General features: G+C 70.0%; 22 protein-coding genes. 16 read left to right on the plus strand and 6 right to left on the minus strand.

Annotated features, from left to right (window positions below; translation table 11 throughout):
- The first annotated feature begins 20 nt into the window (after positions 1 to 20).
- Genes ACFWDI_RS13835 through ACFWDI_RS13845 form a run of 3 tightly spaced genes read left to right on the plus strand, consistent with a single transcriptional unit; the run spans position 21 to position 2,510 of the window.
- Entirely contained in the window at positions 21 to 605 is a 585-nt protein-coding gene (locus tag ACFWDI_RS13835; protein WP_327326517.1) for a DUF5998 family protein, read from the plus strand.
- On the plus strand, positions 605 to 1,798 hold the full coding sequence (locus tag ACFWDI_RS13840; RefSeq protein ID WP_385303714.1) for an alkaline phosphatase family protein: 1,194 nt from the start codon (positions 605 to 607) through the stop codon (positions 1,796 to 1,798). The genes ACFWDI_RS13835 and ACFWDI_RS13840 overlap by 1 nt, the downstream gene beginning before the upstream one ends.
- A 40-nt stretch (positions 1,799 to 1,838) precedes the next feature.
- Positions 1,839 to 2,510, plus strand: coding sequence for a thymidine kinase (locus ACFWDI_RS13845; protein WP_327326519.1), 672 nt, complete (start codon positions 1,839 to 1,841; stop codon positions 2,508 to 2,510).
- Here the strand turns inward: ACFWDI_RS13845 and ACFWDI_RS13850 are convergent.
- The gene (locus tag ACFWDI_RS13850; RefSeq protein ID WP_385303716.1) at positions 2,482 to 3,252 is read right to left on the minus strand and encodes a VOC family protein; all 771 of its coding nucleotides are present in this window, start codon (positions 3,250 to 3,252) and stop codon (positions 2,482 to 2,484) included. The two genes, ACFWDI_RS13845 and ACFWDI_RS13850, sit on opposite strands and share 29 nt — an antisense overlap.
- Before the next feature lie 220 nt (positions 3,253 to 3,472).
- Between ACFWDI_RS13850 and ACFWDI_RS13855 the strand changes: the two genes are divergently transcribed.
- The gene (locus ACFWDI_RS13855; RefSeq protein WP_385303717.1) at positions 3,473 to 4,303 is read left to right on the plus strand and encodes a sulfurtransferase; all 831 of its coding nucleotides are present in this window, start codon (positions 3,473 to 3,475) and stop codon (positions 4,301 to 4,303) included.
- Between the two features lie 157 nt (positions 4,304 to 4,460).
- Here ACFWDI_RS13855 and sepH read toward each other — a convergent pair whose 3' ends face one another.
- Complete coding sequence (sepH, locus tag ACFWDI_RS13860) at positions 4,461 to 5,516, minus strand: septation protein SepH (protein WP_385303719.1); 1,056 nt, start codon at positions 5,514 to 5,516, stop codon at positions 4,461 to 4,463.
- Between the two features lie 488 nt (positions 5,517 to 6,004).
- On the opposite strand from sepH, the gene ACFWDI_RS13865 reads away from it, so the two are divergent.
- Positions 6,005 to 6,943 carry a hypothetical protein gene (locus ACFWDI_RS13865; RefSeq protein WP_385303721.1) on the plus strand — a complete coding sequence of 313 codons (939 nt, stop codon included), beginning with the start codon at positions 6,005 to 6,007 and terminating at the stop codon, positions 6,941 to 6,943.
- A 58-nt stretch (positions 6,944 to 7,001) separates the two neighbouring features.
- Here the strand turns inward: ACFWDI_RS13865 and ACFWDI_RS13870 are convergent, their stop codons facing one another.
- Both ACFWDI_RS13870 and ACFWDI_RS13875 read right to left on the minus strand, forming a co-directional pair.
- The gene (locus ACFWDI_RS13870) at positions 7,002 to 8,321 is read right to left on the minus strand and encodes a D-arabinono-1,4-lactone oxidase (RefSeq protein WP_385303723.1); all 1,320 of its coding nucleotides are present in this window, start codon (positions 8,319 to 8,321) and stop codon (positions 7,002 to 7,004) included.
- A complete protein-coding gene (locus ACFWDI_RS13875; RefSeq protein WP_385303726.1) occupies positions 8,281 to 9,522 on the minus strand; it encodes an MFS transporter in 1,242 nt (413 codons plus the stop codon). Before ACFWDI_RS13875 ends, ACFWDI_RS13870 begins: the two co-directional genes overlap by 41 nt.
- A gap of 107 nt (positions 9,523 to 9,629) precedes the next feature.
- On the opposite strand from ACFWDI_RS13875, the gene ACFWDI_RS13880 reads away from it, so the two are divergent.
- Both ACFWDI_RS13880 and ACFWDI_RS13885 read left to right on the plus strand, forming a co-directional pair.
- On the plus strand, positions 9,630 to 10,757 hold the full coding sequence (locus ACFWDI_RS13880; protein WP_385303728.1) for a ferrochelatase: 1,128 nt from the start codon (positions 9,630 to 9,632) through the stop codon (positions 10,755 to 10,757).
- 9 nt (positions 10,758 to 10,766) lie between these two features.
- The gene (locus tag ACFWDI_RS13885) at positions 10,767 to 11,567 is read left to right on the plus strand and encodes an inositol monophosphatase family protein (RefSeq protein WP_327326526.1); all 801 of its coding nucleotides are present in this window, start codon (positions 10,767 to 10,769) and stop codon (positions 11,565 to 11,567) included.
- 106 nt (positions 11,568 to 11,673) lie between these two features.
- Here ACFWDI_RS13885 and ACFWDI_RS13890 read toward each other — a convergent pair whose 3' ends face one another.
- Positions 11,674 to 11,841: a hypothetical protein gene (locus ACFWDI_RS13890; protein WP_327326527.1), complete on the minus strand. Its 168-nt coding sequence runs from the start codon at positions 11,839 to 11,841 to the stop codon at positions 11,674 to 11,676.
- A gap of 304 nt (positions 11,842 to 12,145) precedes the next feature.
- Between ACFWDI_RS13890 and ACFWDI_RS13895 the strand changes: the two genes are divergently transcribed.
- From ACFWDI_RS13895 to ACFWDI_RS13910, 4 genes are all read left to right on the plus strand, one after another.
- Entirely contained in the window at positions 12,146 to 12,799 is a 654-nt protein-coding gene (locus ACFWDI_RS13895; protein WP_142213241.1) for a response regulator transcription factor, read from the plus strand.
- A 4-nt stretch (positions 12,800 to 12,803) separates the two neighbouring features.
- Positions 12,804 to 14,039 (plus strand): ATP-binding protein, encoded by a 1,236-nt coding sequence (locus tag ACFWDI_RS13900; RefSeq protein ID WP_362688778.1) that lies wholly within the window; start codon positions 12,804 to 12,806, stop codon positions 14,037 to 14,039.
- Between the two features lie 404 nt (positions 14,040 to 14,443).
- Positions 14,444 to 14,740 carry a DUF4193 domain-containing protein gene (locus ACFWDI_RS13905; protein ID WP_108153055.1) on the plus strand — a complete coding sequence of 99 codons (297 nt, stop codon included), beginning with the start codon at positions 14,444 to 14,446 and terminating at the stop codon, positions 14,738 to 14,740.
- Positions 14,741 to 14,753: 13 nt separating this feature from the next.
- Positions 14,754 to 15,680, plus strand: a complete 927-nt coding sequence (locus tag ACFWDI_RS13910) for a hypothetical protein (RefSeq protein WP_385303731.1) — start codon at positions 14,754 to 14,756, stop codon at positions 15,678 to 15,680.
- Between the two features lie 14 nt (positions 15,681 to 15,694).
- On the opposite strand, the gene ACFWDI_RS13915 is transcribed toward ACFWDI_RS13910, so the two are convergent.
- A complete protein-coding gene (locus ACFWDI_RS13915; RefSeq protein ID WP_327326530.1) occupies positions 15,695 to 16,153 on the minus strand; it encodes a DUF3093 domain-containing protein in 459 nt (152 codons plus the stop codon).
- A 58-nt stretch (positions 16,154 to 16,211) separates the two neighbouring features.
- Between ACFWDI_RS13915 and ACFWDI_RS13920 the strand changes: the two genes are divergently transcribed.
- The 5 genes from ACFWDI_RS13920 to kdpA all read left to right on the plus strand — a co-directional run bounded on the left by ACFWDI_RS13920 (position 16,212) and on the right by kdpA (position 20,191).
- The gene (locus tag ACFWDI_RS13920; RefSeq protein ID WP_385303733.1) at positions 16,212 to 16,832 is read left to right on the plus strand and encodes a PaaI family thioesterase; all 621 of its coding nucleotides are present in this window, start codon (positions 16,212 to 16,214) and stop codon (positions 16,830 to 16,832) included.
- Positions 16,832 to 17,344: a dUTP diphosphatase gene (gene dut / locus ACFWDI_RS13925; RefSeq protein ID WP_385303736.1), complete on the plus strand. Its 513-nt coding sequence runs from the start codon at positions 16,832 to 16,834 to the stop codon at positions 17,342 to 17,344. The genes ACFWDI_RS13920 and dut overlap by 1 nt, the downstream gene beginning before the upstream one ends.
- A 1-nt stretch (position 17,345) precedes the next feature.
- Entirely contained in the window at positions 17,346 to 18,122 is a 777-nt protein-coding gene (locus tag ACFWDI_RS13930) for a DUF3710 domain-containing protein (RefSeq protein ID WP_327326532.1), read from the plus strand.
- Positions 18,123 to 18,428: 306 nt separating this feature from the next.
- Positions 18,429 to 18,518 carry a K(+)-transporting ATPase subunit F gene (gene kdpF / locus ACFWDI_RS13935; protein WP_063801986.1) on the plus strand — a complete coding sequence of 30 codons (90 nt, stop codon included), beginning with the start codon at positions 18,429 to 18,431 and terminating at the stop codon, positions 18,516 to 18,518.
- Positions 18,519 to 18,526: 8 nt separating this feature from the next.
- Positions 18,527 to 20,191: a potassium-transporting ATPase subunit KdpA gene (kdpA, locus tag ACFWDI_RS13940; RefSeq protein WP_385303738.1), complete on the plus strand. Its 1,665-nt coding sequence runs from the start codon at positions 18,527 to 18,529 to the stop codon at positions 20,189 to 20,191.
- Positions 20,192 to 20,194: the final 3 nt, after the last annotated feature.

Below are 20,194 nucleotides of genomic sequence, written 5' to 3' on the forward strand. Positions count from 1 at the left end.
AGCCCCGTAGGATGGACCGCATGGCGAAGACCGGTACGACGACCCAGGGGCTGCGCGCGGCGATCGAGCGCAGCGGCTACTACCCGGCCCTCGTGGCCGAGGCGGTGGAGGCCGCTGTCGGTGGCGAGCAGATCGCGTCGTACCTGGTGCACCAAGAAACCACCTTCGACGCCAACGAGGTGCGCCGCCATGTCACCGTCCTCGTCCTGACGGCCAACCGCTTCATCGTCAGCCACACCGACGAGCAGGCCGCCGACTCCAGCTCCCCGACCCCCTACGCCACCACCTCGACCGAATCGGTCAAGCTCGGCCGGATCTCGTCGGTCGTGGTGAGCCGCGTCGTCGCGAACCCGGAGTCGTACACCCCCGGCACCCTGCCCCGCGAGGTCGTCCTCACCATCGGCTGGGGCGCCGTCTCCCGTATCGACCTGGAGCCCGCCGCCTGCGGCGACCCCAACTGCGAGGCGGACCACGGCTACACCGGCAACTCCACCGCGGACGACCTGAGCCTGCGCGTCAGCGAGGCCGGTGACGGCCCGGACGCGGTCCGGCAGACGCTTGCCTTCGCGCAGGCGCTCTCCGAGGCCACGGCAGCCACGCGCTGATGGCGCAGCCCGCAGTCTGGCCGGACGACCCCGTTCCGCTCGCCCTCGACACCGCGCCCGTCCCCGAGTACGGCACTGGATCGCTCGCCGATCTGCTCCCGACGCTCGCCGCGGGCCAGGGCGTACCGGGCCTGGCGCAGAGCATCCCCGAGCTGACCCCCGCCGACCGGAACTGCGTCTTCCTGATCGACGGCCTCGGCTGGGAGCAGATCAAGAACCACCCTGACGAGGCCCCGTATCTCACCTCGCTGCTCGCCACCTCGCGCGGCGGCACGGGACTGCCCATAACCGCTGGTTTCCCCGCCACCACAGCCACCTCGCTGGCCTCCGTCGGGACCGGCCTGCCGCCCGGCGCACACGGCCTGCCCGGCTACACCGCGCGCAATCCGGAGACCGGCGAGCTGATGAACCAGCTGCGCTGGAAGCCCTGGACGGCCCCGCACGTCTGGCAGCCGTACCCCACGGTCTTCCAGCTCGCCGACGCCGCGGGTGTGCACACCGCACAGGTGACATCGCCGACCTTCCAGCACACCCCGCTCACCAAGATCGCACTCAGCGGCGGCAGCTTCCTCGGCCGGCTCTCCGGCGAGGAACGGATGGACCTGGCGGCCGATCAACTGGCCCTGGGGGACCGGTCGCTGGTCTACACGTACTACAGCGATGTGGACGGCAAGGGCCACCGCTTCGGCGTGGACTCCGACGCCTGGCGCGGCCAACTGATGTATGTCGACCGCCTGGTGCAGCGCCTTGCCGAGCAACTCCCGCCCCGCGCCGCCCTGTACGTCACCGCCGACCACGGCATGATCGACATCCCCTTCGACGAACAGTCGCGCATCGACTTCGACGAGGACTGGGAACTGCGCGCCGGGGTTGCCCTGCTGGGCGGCGAGGGCCGCGCCCGCCATGTCTACGCCGTGCCGGGTGCCGAGTCCGATGTGCTCACGGTCTGGCGCGAGGTGCTCGGCGAGCAGTTCTGGGTGGCGAGCCGGGACGAGGCGATCGCCGCGGGATGGTTCGGCGACCGGGTGGACGAGCGGGTGTACGCACGGATCGGTGATGTCGTCGCCGCGGCCTGCGACGATGTGGTGATCACCGCCTCCGTCAATGAGCCGCACGAGTCGGCGATGGTCGGGATGCACGGCTCCATGACCCCCGCCGAGCAGCTCGTCCCGCTCTTCGAAGTACGCTCGTAACCGCCTCCCTCACCCAGACCCGAAAGGTCCTCAACTCCCCATGCCCGAGCTGGTGTTCTTCTCCGGAACCATGGACTGCGGAAAGAGCACCCTCGCTCTTCAGATCGAGCACAACCGGTCCGCGCGCGGCCTCCAGGGCATGATCTTCACCCGTGACGACCGCGCCGGCGAGGGCAAGCTGTCCTCCCGGCTCGGCCTGGTCACCGACGCGGTCGAGGCGGCGGAGGGCTTCGACTTCTACGCGTACCTCGTCGCCCATCTCTCCAAGGGCGGCCGCTGCGACTACGTGATCGCCGACGAGGCGCAGTTCCTCGCGCCCGAGCAGATCGACCAGCTCGCCCGTGTCGTCGACGACCTCGACCTGGACGTCTTCGCCTTCGGCATCACCACCGACTTCCGCTCCAAGCTCTTCCCCGGCTCGCAGCGGCTCGTCGAGCTCGCCGACCGGGTCGAGGTACTGCAGGTCGAGGCACTGTGCTGGTGCGGCGCGCGTGCCACGCACAACGCCCGTACCGTCGGGGGGATCATGGTCCTCGAGGGCGCGCAGGTCGTCGTGGGTGACGTCGACCAGTCGCCGGACGAGATCGGCTACGAGGTGCTCTGCCGACGCCACCACCGGCGGCGGATGACGGCCGCCACCGCCCGCGCGGCCGCCCTCTCCCCGGACGTCCTGCCCGTCGAGGTCAGCGAGAGGCCGTCCGTACGATCGTGAAGACCGCGCCCTCCGGGTCCGCGATGGTCGCCAGCCGGCCGCTGTAGCTGTCTCTCGGCGGCTGCACCACGTGCCCGCCGAGCTCCACCACCTGGCGTGCGGCCTCTTCGGTGTCCTCGACCTCGAAGTGGGTCATCCAGTGTGAGCCCCTGCGCGGAAGGGCCTGGCCCACACCGTGGACAGCGGCGACCGGGCGTCCCGCCAGGTGCAGCGTCAGGCAGTCGACGTCGGCCGAGACGACTGCCTCCACCTCATAGCCGAAGACCGCCTCGTAGAACTTGCCGACGAACGAGGTCTCCGTGGTCACCAGTTCGTTCCAGACGGGCGTGCCATGAGTGCCGTACACCGCGGTGCCACCGTGGGCTGCCGTCTGCCAGATGCCGAAGACCGCGCCCGAGGGGTCGGTCGCGATGGCCATCCGGCCCGCGGGGCCCGCGTCCAGCGGGCCGACACCGACCGTGCCGCCGCAGCTTCTGATCGTCTCGGCGGTCACGTCCGCGTCGTCGGTCGCCAGATACGGCGTCCAGGCGATCGGCAGCTGCCGACTGGTCGGGATCCGGCCGATGCCCGCGACCTCTCTGCCGTCGATCAGCGCGCGGACGTACGGGCCCAACTGCTCGGGGCCGGGGGAGAACTCCCAGCCGAACAGCGCTCCGTAGAAATCCTGCGTCGCCTCAAGGCCGTGCACCATCAAGCTCACCCAGCAGGGTGTGCCGGGCGCGTGCCGAGTCGCCTCGGTCATCGTCACTCTCTCCTCGGACCATCGTGGTGGCCGTGCGGGGGGACCGGGTATGCCGTTGTGCGGAACTGTGCCCCGTGCAGATGCTTGCACCACAGAGCGTCCGGCGCGTCCCGGCCGCGCCGCATTTGGCGGGTTCCCGCTGGAGGATGCCCTTTTTGGCGCGTCTCATCCGTTTCGGCGGCGTTACCGGTCGGCCAGTCACTGCGCGAGGATGGCTCACATGAACCCCATCATCTCCGCCACGGAACTGGCGAAGGAGCTGACCGGATCCCGCCGTCCGGTTCTTCTGGACGTCCGCTGGCAGCTCGGCGGCCCGCACGGGCGGCCCGCGTACGAGGCTGGACACATCCCCGGAGCGGTCTTCGTCGACCTGGATACGGAACTGGCCGGTCCGCCCGGTGCGGGAGGCCGCCACCCGCTGCCCGAACCGGAGGCCTTCGGCGCGGTGATGCGTCGCGCCGGCGTATCACCCGGCTCGCCGGTGGTGGCGTACGACGGCGGCCAGGGCTGGGCGTCGGCCCGCGCCTGGTGGCTGCTGCGCTGGACGGGCCACGAGGATGTGCGGGTCCTGGACGGTGGCCTCGCCCTGTGGACCGGGCCGCTGGAGACCGGTGTCCCCTCTCCCGAGGAGGGCACGTTCGCCCCGAAGCCGGGCGCGCTCCCACTGCTGGACGCGGACGCCGCCGCGGCGCAGGCCCGCACCGGCCTGCTGCTCGACGCGCGCGCGGCGGAGCGCTATCGCGGCGATGTGGAGCCGATCGACCGCATCGGAGGCCATATCCCGGGCGCGGTCTCGGCCCCGACCACGGAGAACGTGGACAGGCACGGCCGCTTCCTGCCGGCGGAGGCCCTGGCTGCCCGCTTCTTCGAGCTGGGGGCGTCCGACGAGGCCAAGCCCGTCGGCGTCTACTGCGGCTCGGGCGTCTCCGGCGCACACGAGGCCCTGGCCCTGGAGATCGCGGGCTTCGAGCCGGCCCTGTACGCGGGCTCCTGGTCCGAGTGGTCCACCGACCCGACCCGCCCGGTGGCAACGGGCCCGCAGCCGGGCTGACAGTTTCGGCGGGGGCGTGAGGCCGACCCGGGCGCCCCAGGGACACTCCCGTACCCCTGCTTCGAGGGCGGGCGGGTCGGCGAGACCCCTGAGCACGCGTCAAAAAGGGTCCGGCACGAAGACCGTGCCGGACCCTCTGGGCAATGGGTCGTGCCCGCTAGTCCTGCTTTTTGCGGCGGGTGCCGAAGACGATCTCGTCCCAGCTCGGTACCGCCGCGCGACGGCCCGGGCGGACGCCGTCCGCCTCCGCCTGGCGGTCCGTCGTGCCCGTCAGGCGGTCGCGGTGACCGGCCACCGAACGCGGCATCAGCACATCCGCGTACGCCGACCCCGCACCGGCCGAGGCCGCAGGGGCCACCGGCTCCTCCGCCTCCGGCTCCTGGACCGGCTCGGTGGCCGGCGGCTCCGGTGGTGCCGGGCGCTCGGGAACGACCATGTCGCCGCGGAAACTCGGCACCGCCTCCAGCAGACTCGTCAGGGAGTCCCGCTCCCCGCCGCTCTCCTCCGGCTCGGCCGGAGCCGCGGACGCGTTCGGACGCTCCAGCTGACGGTCGAGGGCCCGGTCCAGCGGCCGGTCCCGCGGCAGCCGTGCGATCCGCGGTACGAACGGAAAGCTCGGCTCCTGCGTCGCCGCGATCGTGTCGTCGGTCTCGCCGATCAGCGCACGCGCCTCGTCGTCGACGGCCTGGACGAGCCGCCGCGGCGGGTCGTACGTCCAGCTCGCCGAATGCGGCTCGCCCGCCACCCGGTAGACCAACAGCACCTCCCAGGTGCCGTCGTCGCGGCGCCAGGAGTCCCACAGCACGGTGTCCTTCTCGGCGCCGCGCAGCGTCAGCCGCTCCTGCACCGCCTCGCCGAGCTGCGGTCCGGTGTTCTCGCCGGGACGGCGTACGGGCGTCTTGCGGGCCCGCTCCGCCATGAAAGCGCGCTCCGCGAGCACGGGCCCCTCGAAGCGGCGCACCCGGTCGACCGGAATTCCGGCGAGCTGGGCGACCTCCTCCGCGGAGGCTCCGGCCCGTATACGGGCCTGGATGTCTCGGGGCCGGAGATGGCTCTCCACCTCGATCTCGATCTGGCCGAGGCGGGCGCGGTCATTGCGTACGGCAGCGCGCAGCCGCTCATCAATCGGAAGCGTGTATTCCGTGCTGTCCGCAGCCTTGAGCACCAGTCGTGTGCCGTCGTTGGAGACGGCCACGACACGCAGTTCGGGCATGGGGACCTCCCGGGTGGTGCCTGCCGACGTCACGTGCGTCGCTGCTTCCGCTAGTCGAGTGTGGCCTGCCCGGGTGCAGCCTGCCACAACCTTGCCGAGTTGCCCGGCGTGTCGGGCACAGGCCCTGGATCGCCGTTATGGCACGGTTACCTGTTTGCGACTCTGAGTGACTGATCCGTCACTCTTCGCATCGGGTGCCCGTGCGGTGCCGCGGCGCCGCCGGATCGAGCGCCGCTTTCGGCCCCCTACCTGGGGTCCCACCACCCGCGAGGGAGGCCGGGCCCAGGGCTCGCCACAGTACTCCATTCGGGCCACGGGGGTGGACCGCCGCGCCGCCGAACTTCTCCAGGAGTACGGGAGTTGGGCCTCCTGGGCATGCGTGACCAGGTGTTCTGCTTCACAGAATCTGCCCAAAGGGAACTATTCGCTTCGCTCAAATGTCCCTACTGGGTGCACGGCGGGACAGATGGGCAATCAGGGACTGAAAGATGGATCAGAAGCAGGACGGCGGGATAAAACAGAAGGAACCGAGCGAAGAGAATAAAGGGCACAAAAAGACCGAAGGGCAGGAACAGCGGCTGGATCTGAGTCTTCCGCAGGTCGCGGGCAGCGCGCTCGCGGCGATCGCGGCGGCGGTGCTCGCCTCCAGACTCGGTGTGTACGGCACGATCATCGGCGCCGGAGTCGTCAGCGTCGTGGCCACCTGCGGCGGCCCGGTCTTTCAGCACTTCTTCCGCCGTACCGGCGAGCAGATACGCGAGGTCACGGTCCAGGCGAGGCCGAAGGGCCGTCAGGTCCCCGTGCCGCGCGGCGCTGCCACGCCGCCACGGTCCGAGGATGTGCGGACCCGGCTGATGGAACAGCTACCGCGGCGTGGTGACGCCGAGGCAACCCGAATGCCCCGGCACGTGGCACCCAACGGGACCGCCGCCGAAGCGGAGTTCAGCCGCGCCACCACCCACGGCAAGCCCGCCCGCGGCCGGCGGCGCTCCGTCATCGCCGCCGCCTCCGTCTTCGGCGTCGCCATGATCGGTATCACCGGGTACGAACTCGCCTCGGGCTCCGACCTCAGCGGCGGCGAGGGTACGACCCTGACGTCGGTCGTCCATGGCGGCGGCGAGAAGTCCGCACCGCCCAGCACCCCGTCGTGGACGCCGAGTCACAGCGAGGACCGGAACCAGGAATCCGGCCAGGGCCAGGGGCTGAGCCAGAGCCAGGACAGGAGTCAGACCCCCAACACCGGTACCGGCAGCGGCCGGTCCGCGGCGCCCGGCTCCGGGCAGGGCGACAGCGGTACATCCGCAGACCCCACGCCCGACTCCTCGAAGTCCGGCGGCGACGCCCCGACGCCGACGCCCACTCCGACCCCGACGCCGTCCGGCTCCACCTGCACGACCCCAACCCCTCAGCCCGGCACCGGAGCCTGAACCGGTACGACGACCAGGACGACCACGACGACCACGACGACCGGACAGTGAACGGCCGTCAGTCGCCCAGTACCCGGCGGAGATAGTCGTTACCGAACAGCCGCTCCGGATCCAGCCGGTCCCGCAGTGCCGTGAACTCACCGAACCGCGGATACACCTCGGCGAAGTACTCCGCGTCCCGCGTATGCACCTTGCCCCAGTGCGGCCGGCCGCCGTGCGCGGTCATGATCCGCTCCACCGCCGTGAAGTACGACTGGTACGGCGTGCCCCGGTAGAGGTGCACGGCGATGTACGCGCTCTCCCGGCCCGACGCCGTGGAGAGTGCGATGTCGTCCGCCGGTGCCGTACGCACCTCCACCGGGAAGCTCACACGCAGCGGCGAGCGCTCGATCATCGCCTTGACCTCGCGCAGCGCCCCGACCGCGGCCTCGCGCGGCAGCGCGTACTCCATCTCCACGAACCGCACCCGGCGCGGAGAGGTGAAAACCTTGTAAGGGATGTCCGTGTAGGTACGGGCGGAGAGGGCGCGGCTGGAGATCTTGGCGATCGCCGGAATCGTCGCGGGCGCGGCCCTGCCGAGCGAACTGACCAGCTGGAACAGGCCGTTGGAGAGCAGCTCGTCCTCGATCCAGCCGCTGATCTGTCCGGGCGGAGCGGCGGGACCCGCGCTGCGGTTGTTGCGCTTGGTGTTGCAGTTGCCGGTGTGCGGGAACCAGTAGAACTCGAAGTGCTCGTTCTCCGCGAAGAGCGCGTCGAATTCGGCCGTGACCTTGTCGAAGGCCATCGGTTCCTCACGAGCCGTCAGCAGGAAGATCGGCTCGACGGAGAAGGTGATCGCGGCGACGACGCCCAGTGCGCCGAGCCCGATCCGGGCCGCCGCGAAGACCTCCGGATTCTCCTTCTCGGAGCAGGTCAGCAGCGAGCCGTCCGCCGTGACCAGCTCAAGTGCCTTGATCTGCGCGGCGATCGAGGCCGATTCGCGGCCTGTGCCGTGCGTGCCGGTCGAGGTCGCGCCCGCGACCGTCTGATCCATGATGTCGCCCATGTTCGTGAGCGACAGGCCCTCGCGGGCGAGGGCCGCGTTCAGCCGCTTGAGCGGGGTGCCCGCCTCGACGGTCACGGTCATCGCCGTACGGTCGATCTCCCGGATTCCGGTCAGCAGATCGGGCCGTATCAGCACTCCGTCGGTGGCGGCGGCAGCGGTGAAGGAGTGGCCCGTGCCGACGGCCTTCACCTTCAGGCCGTCCTCGGCCGCCTTGCGTATGGCGTCGGCGAGTTCCTGGGCGGAGGCGGGCGAGACCTCCCGTACCGGCCGGGCGGTGACATTCCCCGCCCAGTTACGCCATGTGCTGCGCCCCGTCTTCGTAGTCCCGCTCACGCTGCCCCTCCCGCGTCGGCACCGGCTTGGCCAGCCGGCGGTACCCCAGGAACGCCACCACGGCCGCGATCGCTCCCGACACGGCGGGCACCACATACCCCGCGTCCGCCCCGGACGCGTCGACCACCCAGCCTGCGGCCGACGAGCCGAGCGCCACACCGACCGCGAGCCCGGTACTGGTCCAGGTCATGCCCTCGGTCAGCTTGGTGCGCGGTACGTGCGCTTCGACGAGAGCCATCGTGGTCACCATCGTGGGTGCGATGGACAGGCCCGCGACAAAGAGCGCCACGGCCAGGAAGGGAAGGTTCCCGGCCAGTTGGAGGGGGATCATACTCACGGCCATCGCACACACTCCCACCAGCCACCTTCGGGAGGCCGGGCCCTTGAGGTGCAGCAGCCCGAAGACCGCGCCGGCGAGGCAGGAGCCGAGCGCGTACACCGCGAGGACCAGGCTCGCCGCGGCCTTGTGGCCCTGCTCGTCGGCGAAGGCGACCGTGACGACGTCGACCGCGCCGAAGATCGCGCCGGTGGCAACGAAGGTGGCCACCAGGACCTGCAGTCCGGGGGAGCGGAGGGCGGAGCCACCGGTGTGGTGCTCGCGCGGATGCGGCACAGGCTCGGTGGCGCGCTGAGCGGTCAGCCAGAAGACGCCGACGAGCAGGAACACGGCGGCGAGCAGCGGGCCCGCCTCCGGGAACCAGGCGGTGGAGAGCCCGATGGAGATGATCGGTCCGAAGATGAAGCAGACCTCGTCGACGATCGACTCCCACGAGTACGCGGTGTGCAGCGCGCGCGGCGATCCCCGGTAGATCTCGGCCCAGCGGGCCCGGATCATCGAGCCCACGCTCGGCACACAGCCGGCGGCCGCGGCGAAGACGAACAGCGTCCAGTCCGGGGCCTCCTGCTGGGCGCAGATCAGCAGACCCGTGACCGCCGCCACCGAGACGAGCGTGGCCGGGCGCAGCACGCGCGCCTGACCGTGCCGGTCGACGAGCCGGGAGATCTGCGGACCGACCGCCGCGGCCGACATCGCAAGGGTCGCGGAGAGCGCGCCCGCAAGCCCGTAACGCCCCGTGAGCTGCGAAACCATCGTCACAATCCCGATGCCCATCATGGACAGCGGCATCCGCCCGAAGAAGCCCGCGGCGGAGAACCCCTTGCTGCCGGGGGCGGTGAAGATGGCGCGGTACGGACTCGGCAAGCGGTGCTCCGGTAAGGCGTATCAGTGGCGTTCACAGATTACGTCCGAACGGCAGCCCGGCGCACGGCGGTTTCCCCGCTGTCAGAGGCTGGTGGCAGGATCGGACCATGTCCGATCAGCGCGATCCAGCCCCTTACGATGCCCTGCTGCTGCTCTCCTTCGGCGGCCCCGAGGGCCCGGACGACGTCGTCCCGTTCCTGGAGAACGTGACGCGCGGCCGCGGCATCCCCAAGGAACGGCTCAAGGAGGTGGGTCAGCACTACTTCCTGTTCGGCGGGGTCAGCCCCATCAACGACCAGAACCGCGCCCTGCTGGACGCGCTGCGCAAGGACTTCGCCGAACACGGCCTGGACCTGCCGGTGCACTGGGGAAACCGGAACTGGGCGCCGTATCTGACTGACACCCTGCGCGAGATGGTCGCGGACGGCCACCGGCGCATCGCCGTCCTCACCACCAGTGCGTACGCCTCGTACTCGGGCTGCCGGCAGTACCGCGAGAACCTCGCGGACGCGCTGGCCACGCTGGAGGCGGAGGGTCTTGAGCTGCCGCGCGTGGACAAGCTGCGGCACTACTTCAACCACCCCGGTTTTGTACGGCCCATGGTGGAAGGCGTCCTGGAGTCCCTCGCGGACCTCCCCGAGGAGGTGCGGGCAGGCGCCCGGCTGGCCTTCACCACCCACTCCATCCCGACGTCGGCCGCCGACGCGTCGGGCCCGGTGGAGGAGCACGGCGAGGGCGGTGCGTACGTACGGCAGCACGTGGACGTGGCCCGGCTGATCGCGGACGCCGTGCGCGAGGAGACGGGCGTCGAGCACCCCTGGGAGCTCGTCTACCAGTCGCGCAGCGGCGCCCCGCACATCCCCTGGCTGGAGCCGGACATCTGCGAGCACCTGGAGGAGCTGCACACCGCGGGCGCACCTGCCGTGGTGATGGTGCCCATCGGCTTCGTCTCGGACCATATGGAAGTCCTGTACGACCTCGACACGGAGGCCACCGCCAAGGCCGCCGAGCTGGGGCTGCCCGTGCGGCGATCGTCGACGGTGGGCGCCGACCCGCGCTTCGCGGCGGCCGTACGGGACCTCGTCCTGGAGCGTGCGGCGACCGAACGGGGCGTGCGCGCCGAACGGTGCGCGCTGGGAAGCCTCGGCCCCTCCCACGACCTCTGTCCGGTCGGCTGCTGTCCGGCCCGGACGCCGAAGCCCGCGGCCGCCGGTGCCGACAGCCCGTACGCGTAAGGAAGACCTGTGACCGATCCTCTCCTGTCCGAACTCCTCGACCTCGCCCTGGAGGCCGCCCGCCGGGCCGGGGAGCTGCTGCGCGACGGCCGCCCCGCCGACCTGGGCGTCGCCGCGACCAAGTCCAGCCCCATCGACGTCGTCACCGAGATGGACATCGCGGCGGAGAAGCTGATCACCGGGTTCCTGAGCGAGCGCCGCCCGGACGACGGGTTCCTCGGCGAGGAAGGTGCCTCCACCACCGGCACCAGCGGCGTCCGCTGGGTCATCGATCCGCTCGACGGCACGGTCAACTATCTCTACGGGCTGCCGACCTGGGCGGTCTCCATAGGTGCCGAGCGGGACGGCGAGACGGTCGTCGGGGTCGTCGAGGCGCCGATGCGCCGCGAGACCTACCGCGCGGTGCTCGGCGGCGGCGCGTACGCCAACGACAAGCCCCTCCGCTGCCGTCCGGCGCCCCCGCTGGACCAGGCCCTGGTCTCCACCGGCTTCAACTACGTCACGACCGTACGCACCCACCAGGCGGAGGTCGCCCAGCGGCTCATCCCGCGGCTGCGTGACATCCGCCGCAGCGGCTCCGCGGCCGTCGACCTCTGCGATGTCGCCGCGGGCCGCCTGGACGGCTACTACGAGCGCGGCCTCAACCCCTGGGACCTGTCGGCGGGCGACCTGATCGCGCGCGAGGCGGGGGCGCTGACCGGTGGCCGCCCCGGCGACACGGCGAACGGCGATCTGGCGGTCGCGGCGAGCCCTGGCGTATTCGAGCCGCTGCAGGCCCTGCTGGAGGAGTTCGGCGCCTGGCACGACTAGATCAGCCCGGCATCACGACGGGATCAACCCCGCATCCGGCACAAGAGGGCCCCGACGCCCGCCAGCGGCGTCGGGGCCCTCTCGTATCGGTTGGGTACGGTCCGCGCTAGGCGGCGCTGAGCTGCACGCCGTGCTCCGCCGCCAGGCGATGCAGGTCATCCAGCTCTGCCTGCTCGACATCCGCGAGGAAGTCGTCGCCCGTCTCTCGAGCCAGTGTGAGGTCGGTCTCGGCAGCCTTTATGCGCTGCAGCAATCCTGTGGTGAATGCGTCCATGGTGCGCCCCCTCGTCGTGGGTCGGTGGCACGGGGGTGTGCCGACGGTGGGTGGATCAACCCTGGAACAGGTCGTGGTATGCCACAAACAGGGCGTGATCTCGGGGTGTGCAGTCGTCCTCCCCCAGCCTTCCCTCAGAGAAACCTCAACTGGTCGCAGAATCCGGTGAATTCCTGGCGCGGGTGGTCCGGGCACTCCGCCTTACAGCCGGTTTACGCGCGTAACGGGCAGGATGGAAGCGCACAGCCAGTGCTCACACACCTGCCCTGATCACGCTTGACGGGCACAGAGGAAGGACAGCGACGTGCGCGTACTCGTCGTCGAGGACGAGCAGCTGCTCGCCGATGCGGTGGCCACCGGACTGCGCCGGGAGGCCATGGCCGTCGACGTCGTGTACGACGGCGCTGCCGCTCTGGAGCGTATCGGGGTCAACGACTACGACGTGGTCGTGCTGGACCGTGACCTTCCGCTGGTTCACGGCGACGATGTCTGCCGCAAGATCGTCGAGCTGGGCATGCCCACCCGGGTGCTGATGCTGACCGCCTCCGGAGACGTCAGCGACCGCGTCGAGGGCCTCGAGCTCGGCGCGGACGACTACCTCCCCAAGCCCTTCGCCTTCAGCGAGCTCACCGCCCGGGTGCGGGCGCTCGGCCGCCGTACGACCGTGCCGCTGCCGCCCGTCCTGGAGCGCGCCGGCATCAAGCTCGACCCCAACCGCCGTGAGGTCTTCCGCGACGGCAAGGAGATCCAGCTCGCGCCCAAGGAGTTCGCGGTGCTGGAGGTGCTGATGCGCAGCGAGGGCGCGGTCGTGTCGGCCGAGCAGCTCCTCGAGAAGGCCTGGGACGAGAACACCGACCCGTTCACCAATGTTGTCCGTGTGACGGTGATGACCCTGCGCCGCAAGCTCGGCGAGCCGCCAGTGATCGTCACCGTGCCGGGCTCCGGCTACCGGATCTGACCCCATGGCCACTGCCCCGGCGCCACCGCAGGCGCCTCCGAAGCCGACGTGGGACCCGCGCGATCCCGTACGCCCCTGGCTGCGTCCGACGATCCGGATACGGCTGACCCTGCTGTACGGCGGCATGTTCCTGATCGCGGGCATCCTGCTGCTCTCGATCATCTATCTGCTCGCCGCGCAGGCCATCCACCAGGGCAGTGAGCTGGCGCTGAGGGTCACAGGTGTGAACGTGACCCTCGACAGCCCCACCTGCCCGGAGCTCAACGGCGTGATCAACAACGATCAGCTCAACACGGCGCTCAAGACCTGCATGTCCGTGCAGCGCCAGCACGCCCTGGACGACCTCCTGCGCCGCTCGCTCTTCGCACTGCTCGGCCTCAGCATCATCGCCTTCGCCTTCGGTTACGCGATGGCGGGGCGCGTCCTCTCGCCGCTCGGCAAGATCACCCGCACCGCCCGTCAGGTGGCCGGCTCCGACCTCTCGCGGCGGATCGAGCTGGACGGCCCCGACGACGAGCTCAAGGAGCTCGCGGACACCTTCGACGAGATGCTGGACCGGCTGGAGCGGGCCTTCACGGCGCAGCAGCGGTTCGTGGCGAACGCCTCGCACGAGCTCCGTACGCCCCTCGCGATCAACCGCACGCTGCTGGAGGTCCACCTCTCCGACCCCGGGGTGCCCGCGGAGCTCCAGCAGCTCGGCAAGACGCTCCTGACCACCAATGAGCGCAGCGAGCAGCTGGTTGAGGGCCTGCTGCTGCTCGCGCGCAGCGACAACCAGATCGTCGAGCGCAAACCGGTGGACCTGGCCGAGGTCGCCACGCGTGCCGTGGACCAGACCCGGGCCGAGGCCGAGGCGAACGGCGTGGAGATCCGCGGGGAGCGTGCGCCCGCCGTCGTACAGGGCAATGGCGTCCTGCTGGAGCGGATCGCCCTGAACCTGGTGCAGAACGGCGTGCGCTACAACATCCCGGAAGGCGGGTGGGTGGATGTCACCACCGAGGTCCGGCAGGGCCAGGCGGTCCTGGTGGTCTCGAACACGGGACCGGTGGTTCCCGCGTACGAGATCGACAATCTCTTCGAGCCCTTCCGGCGCCTGCGGCAGGAGCGGACCGGCAGCGACAAGGGTGTCGGCCTGGGGCTTTCGATCGCCCGCTCGGTAGCCCGCGCCCACGGAGGCCGTATCATCGCGGAGCCTCGTGAGGGCGGCGGCCTCGTGATGCGTGTCACCCTCCCGGTCTGAGATGCTGAGCGACGCGAATCGTTTCTCTCGCTTCGTTCGCTTTGCGCGGAATTTTCGGGACCCGTGCCCGAGAGGTCCGTGTGGGGTCGATCACAGAGGCGAATTTCAGGCCACCTACTCTCCGTGATCAAGACTCCTACCGGAAAGCCGGGAAAAGTCCGGGTTTCCGGGGGGTGGGATCACGGGAAGTACACGGGGTGGCGCCCGTGAAGTGCGACATTCGGACCGTGTACGGTCCCGATCGCCACCCAACCCCAGCACTCTTGAGGGGTCCGGTTGGGTGTCGATTGAGTAACAGACCTTGATGTGAGGCAAAATCTCCGCCTCAGGTCGGGCACAAGTCCGGCCTCTCACGCGTTACGTGCGCTGAGACACCGCAGACACCCAGAGGGGGAGAGGCACACATGGCAACGGACTACGACACCCCACGCAAGACCGATGACGACGTCGACTCGGACAGCCTTGAGGAACTGAAGGCCCGCCGGAACGACAAGACGACCTCGGCCGTCGACGTCGACGAGTTCGAGCAGGCTGAAGGCCTGGAGCTGCCCGGAGCGGACCTCTCCAACGAGGAACTGTCCGTCCGAGTGCTGCCCCGGCAGGCCGACGAGTTCACCTGCATGAGCTGCTTCCTCGTGCACCACCGCAGCCAGCTGGCGCGCGAGAAGAACGGTCAGCCGATCTGCCGCGACTGCGACTGAGGTCCGGCCGGCCGTGGCAGGCGAAACACCGTCCAGGAAGCGGCGCTTCCGGCGTCAGAAGCCGCCGGAGGCGCACCAGGGCGGTACGGGCCCGGCAGAAGGCGCCACGGCGTCTGCCGAGCACTTGGCCGCTCTGCTGCCCGACGGTGCAGGAGACGGCGAGGGGCGGGGCGTGACGGCCTCGCTCGAATCACCCGGTGCCGCGGATCAGGCGGGGCCCCCGACCAGGGCCCCACGCCTGGCCACGGTCAGGAACGGCGTCCGGAAGAGCGGCGAGAGCGCCAAAGCGGCGCTCGCGTACGTCGCCGACCGGCTCATCGAGAACGCACCACGCATTCCGGTGCGCGATCTCGCGACGCTGCGCAAGCAGTTTCCCGGCCTCGCTCCCGAGCAGCTTGCCGACAAGCTGGTCGCGGGCGCGGCGAACGCCACCTCCACGGTGGGTGCGGGCATCGGCGCGGCCGCGATGCTGCCCGTACCGCCCGCGATGCCGGCCGAGCTGGCAACCGAGATCGTCGGCGTCGCCGCGATCGAGCTCAAACTCATCGCAGAGCTCCACGAGGTCTACGGGATACGGCCGCCCGGCACCCTCATGGAGCGCAGCACCGCGTATCTGGCCTCCTGGTCGGAGGAGCGCGGGATCCAGGTGACCAATCCGGCGACGATCAACGCCGCACTCGGCGGTCAGCTCAGGCGTGAGCTGCGGCAGCAGATCATGAAGCGCACGGTCCGCAATCTGCCGAACCTCATGCCGTTCATGGTCGGCGCGGCCGTCGGCGCAGTGATGAACCGCCGGGACACCAGAAAGCTGGCGAACCGGATCCGCAAGGACTTGAGAAGCCGGCAGATCCCATGGGACGCGCTGCCCGCGCTGCCGCCGCTGGAACAGCCCGAGAACCCCCTTGAGACGGTGTACATCCCGAGAGAGCTCGGGCGCTGACGGGGGGTCCCCGATCAGACCGGGTGAACGGCCGCGAGAGCGGCAGCCAGCGCCTTCGGGTCCCGGGTCGACAGATACAGGTACGGCGTCGGGTCGTCCGGGTCCGTGACCTCCACCCGCAGGGCGGTCGGCACATAGCTGCGCAGCAGCATGAACGCCCGGGTATCGGCCTTGTACGAGCGCCAGGCGCGCGCTTCCTCCGCGTCCAGCGCCTCGGCCTCGCCGAGCGCCGACAGCGGGATCCGCGCGTCTCCCGCGACCAGTGAGCCGGCCACCACACGGATACGGACCGAGCCGTACGAACTCACCACGACCGCCGCGACCGCGGTGGCGGCGATCAGACCTCCGAGCAGCGCCAGAGGGCCGAGCGGCAGCAGGATGAGGCCGCCCGCGACACCCACGAGCGCGGTGATGAGCCACCACGAACGGGGCGCGGTGAGACGTTCTTCGTAGTGCGGGGCGGAAGGCTGCATGAAACCAAGCTTGGCACGGCGCGACCTGCGGGTACCCGCGCGGGTAAGGTCTGCGCCTGTGAGTACTGCGAAATCCCGGGGGGCGGCCCCCGGACCCTCGGCCCGTGCCGCGGCTCTGACCCCGCCGGCCGATGCCATACCGCCGGTACGGCACCCCGACGCCCCGGCCCCAGGTGAGCTCCTCGGCTCGCACTACGAGCACTGCTTCGGCTGCGGCGAGGGCCAGTCCCACGGGCTGCACCTCGCGGCACGGGCCGGCGAAGGTGTACGTATCACCGCCGAGTTCACCGTCAAGCCCGCCCACCAGGGCGCACCCGGCCTGGCGCACGGCGGCGTCCTCGCCACGGCCCTGGACGAGACCCTCGGCTCGCTGAACTGGCTGCTGCGGGTGATCGCGGTGACCGGCCGGCTCGAGACCGATTTCGTACGGCCCGTGCCCGTGGACACCGTGCTGCATCTGCAGGCCGAGGTGACCGCGGTCGCCGGCCGCAAGATCTACTCCACCGCCGTGGGCCGGATCGGCGGCCCCGACGGGCCCGTCGCCGTCCGTGCCGACGCACTCTTCGTCGAGGTCAAGGTCGACCACTTCATCGACAACGGCCGCCCGGAGGAGATCCAGGCAGCCATGGCCGACCCCGACCGGATCAGGCGCGCCCGCGCCTTTGAGGTGAACCCCTGATGCGTAACCCTGTCGATGTCCTGATCCGCCGAGTCGACCCGGAAGTGCCGCTGCCGACGTATGCGCACGCCGGCGACGCCGGAGCCGATCTGGTCACCTGTGAGGCCGCCGAACTCGCACCGGGCGAGCGGACGGTGTTGCCCACCGGAGTGTCCATTGCCCTCCCCGACGGGTACGCCGCCTTCGTGCACCCCCGTTCCGGTCTCGCAGCCCGCTGCGGAGTAGCCCTTGTGAATGCCCCGGGGACGGTGGATGCCGGGTACCGTGGGGAGATCAAGGTGATCGTGGTCAATCTCGACCCGCGCGAGAGTGTGCGGTTCGATCGGTTCGACCGGATTGCCCAACTGGTCGTCCAGCAGGTCGAGAAGGTGCGCTTCCACGAGGTGGCGGAGCTTCCCGGCTCGGCGCGGGCCGAGGGGGGCTTCGGGTCCACCGGCGGTCATGCCGCTGTGGACGGCTCAACGGGTGGGAATCGATACGCTTCGGCCGTATCCGACCGGGAAGGACAGTGACGTGTTCGGACGTCGCAAGAAGAGTGGTTCCGCCGAGGACACGGCGGACGCAGCGGGCGAGGCCGAGCAGGTCGTCGACGAGCGCGACACGGAGTACGCCGACGAGGAAGGCGCGCCCCGCCGGGTGAACCTTCCGCCGGCGCCCCGGCCCGACGGCCCCTGGGACGTCTCCGAGGTATCCAAGCCCGGCGAGGGCCGGGTCGACCTGGGCGGTCTTTTCGTGCCCGGGGTCGACGGCATGGAGCTGCGCGTCGAGGTCGCGGGTGACGCGATTGTCGCCGCCACCGTCGTACTGCGCGACAGCGCCGTACAGCTGCAGGCCTTCGCAGCGCCCAAGAAGGAAGGCATCTGGGGCGAGGTCCGCGAGGAGATCGCCTCCGGCATCACCCAGCAGGGCGGCATCATCGACGAGGTCGAGGGCCCGCTGGGCTGGGAGCTGCGGGCCCAGGTGCCCGTACAGCTGCCGGACGGCACCGGCGGCGTGCAGCTGGTGCGCTTCATCGGCGTCGACGGGCCGCGGTGGTTCCTGCGCGGAGTGATCTCCGGGCAGGGCGCGGTGCAGCCGGAGGCCGCCGGGCTGCTGGAGCAGATCTTCCGGGACACCGTGGTCGTACGTGGCGAAGGCCCGATGGCGCCGCGCGACCCGATCGTCCTCAAGCTGCCGGAAGACGCCCAGATGGTGCCCGAGGGCGTCCAGCAGGAGGAGCAGGAAGGCTCGCGCTTCTCCGGAGGCATGGGGCAGTTGCAGCGCGGACCTGAGATCACCGAGGTGCGCTGACACGGCGACCTGAAATCGACTCGGCCGGTGGGCCGTATTCCCCTCGACGGGAGTACGGCCCACCGGCCTTTTTTGCAGGTCAGCGCCGGGCAGGTGCCGATTCCGTATGAGAGTCGTCAAGGAGGGGCCGCCAGCCGTAAGGGAGCCGTCAACGGTGGCCGAAAAGGCGTCATGAGGAGGTTTCCTCGAGAGGTCCGAAAATCCGTACCTCATCTAGGAGCACACGATGGCCGACGTGGCCTTCGTCGTCACCACGCTCGCGGTCTTCGCGCTGGTGGCTCTCATCGCCAGGGGGGTGGCGAAGCTGTGACTGCCGAGAACATCGTCGGCCTGATCGTGGCCGTCGCCCTGCTGGGTTACCTCGTCCTCGCCCTTGTGTACCCGGAGAGGTTCTGAGCCCCGATATGAGCCCCTTCCTCGCCGCTGTGCTCCAGCTGCTCGCGCTGATCGCCGCGCTCGCGCTGTCGTACCGTCCGCTCGGCGATTACATGGCCCGGGTCTACTCCTCCACGAAGCATCTGCGGATGGAGAAGTGGATCTACAAGGCCATCGGCGCCAATCCGAATGCGGAAATGCGCTGGCCCGCCTATCTGCGCGGTGTGCTCGCCTTCTCCGCGGTCAGTGTCCTGTTCCTCTATCTGCTGCAGCGGCTGCAGGGCTCCCTGCCCGGCTCGCTGGGCTTTTCCTCGATCGACCCGGACCAGGCGTTCAACACCGCCGCGTCGTTCGTGTCGAACACCAACTGGCAGTCGTACTACGGCGAGCAGGCCATGGGCCACGTCGTGCAGACCGGCGGTCTGGCGGTGCAGAACTTCGTCTCCGCCGCGGTGGGTATCGCCGTCGCGGTGGCTCTGGTGCGGGGCTTTGCCCGCTCCCGCACCGGTGAGCTGGGCAACTTCTGGGCGGACCTGGTGCGCGGCACCGTCCGGATCCTGATCCCCATCTCGGTGATCGGCGCGATCGTGCTGGTCGCGTGCGGCGCGATCCAGAACTTCGCGGGCATTCACGAGGTCGGCCAGTTCATGGGGGGCTCGCAGCAGTGGAACGGCGGCGCGGTGGCCTCGCAGGAGGCGATCAAGGAGGTGGGTACGAACGGTGGCGGTTACTTCAACGCCAACTCGGCCCATCCCTTCGAGAACCCGAACGCCTTCACCAACCTCTTCCAGATCTTCCTGATCCTGCTGATCCCGTTCGCGCTGACCCGCACCTTCGGCAGGATGGTCGGCTCGCTGAAGCAGGGTTACGCGATCCTCGCCACGATGGTGACGATCTGGCTCGGGTTCACGGCGCTGATGATGTGGACCGAGTTCCATCACGGCGGCCCGGCGTTCGACATCGCGGGCGGTGCGATGGAGGGCAAGGAGACCCGCTTCGGAGTCGGCGGCTCCTCGATCTTCGCGGTGGCCACCACCCTCACCTCGACCGGTGCGGTCAACTCCTTCCACTCCTCCTTCACCGGTTTCGGTGGCGGTATCACGATGCTGGGTATGCAGCTGGGCGAGATCGCGCCCGGTGGTACCGGCTCGGGTCTCTACGGCATGCTGATCATGGCGATCATCGCGGTGTTCATCGCGGGCCTGATGGTGGGCCGTACGCCCGAGTACCTGGGCAAGAAGATCGGCACCCGTGAGATCAAGCTGGCGGCGTGCTACATCCTCATCACGCCGGCGCTGGTGCTCTGCTTCACCGCCGCGGCGATGGCCCTGCCGACCCCGGCGCACTCGATGACCAACTCCGGTGCGCACGGCTTCTCCGAGATCCTTTATGCGTACACCTCGGCCGGCAACAACAACGGCTCGGCCTTCGCGGGCCTGAACGCGGACACGCAGTGGTTCAACACCACCCTGGGTCTGGCGATGCTGCTCGGCCGGTTCCTGCCGATGGTGTTCGTGCTGGCGCTGGCCGGTTCGCTCGCCGAGCAGAAGCCCGTCCCGGAGACGGCCGGCACGCTGCGGACCAACAAGCCGCTGTTCACCGGCCTCCTGGTCGGCACGATCCTGATCATCACCGGTCTGACCTACTTCCCGGCCCTGGCGCTGGGTCCGCTCGCTGAGGGGCTGGCGTCATGACCC

Source organism: Streptomyces sp. NPDC060064, from assembly GCF_042736455.1.
In the GTDB taxonomy this organism is placed as follows: Bacteria; Actinomycetota; Actinomycetes; order Streptomycetales; family Streptomycetaceae; genus Streptomyces.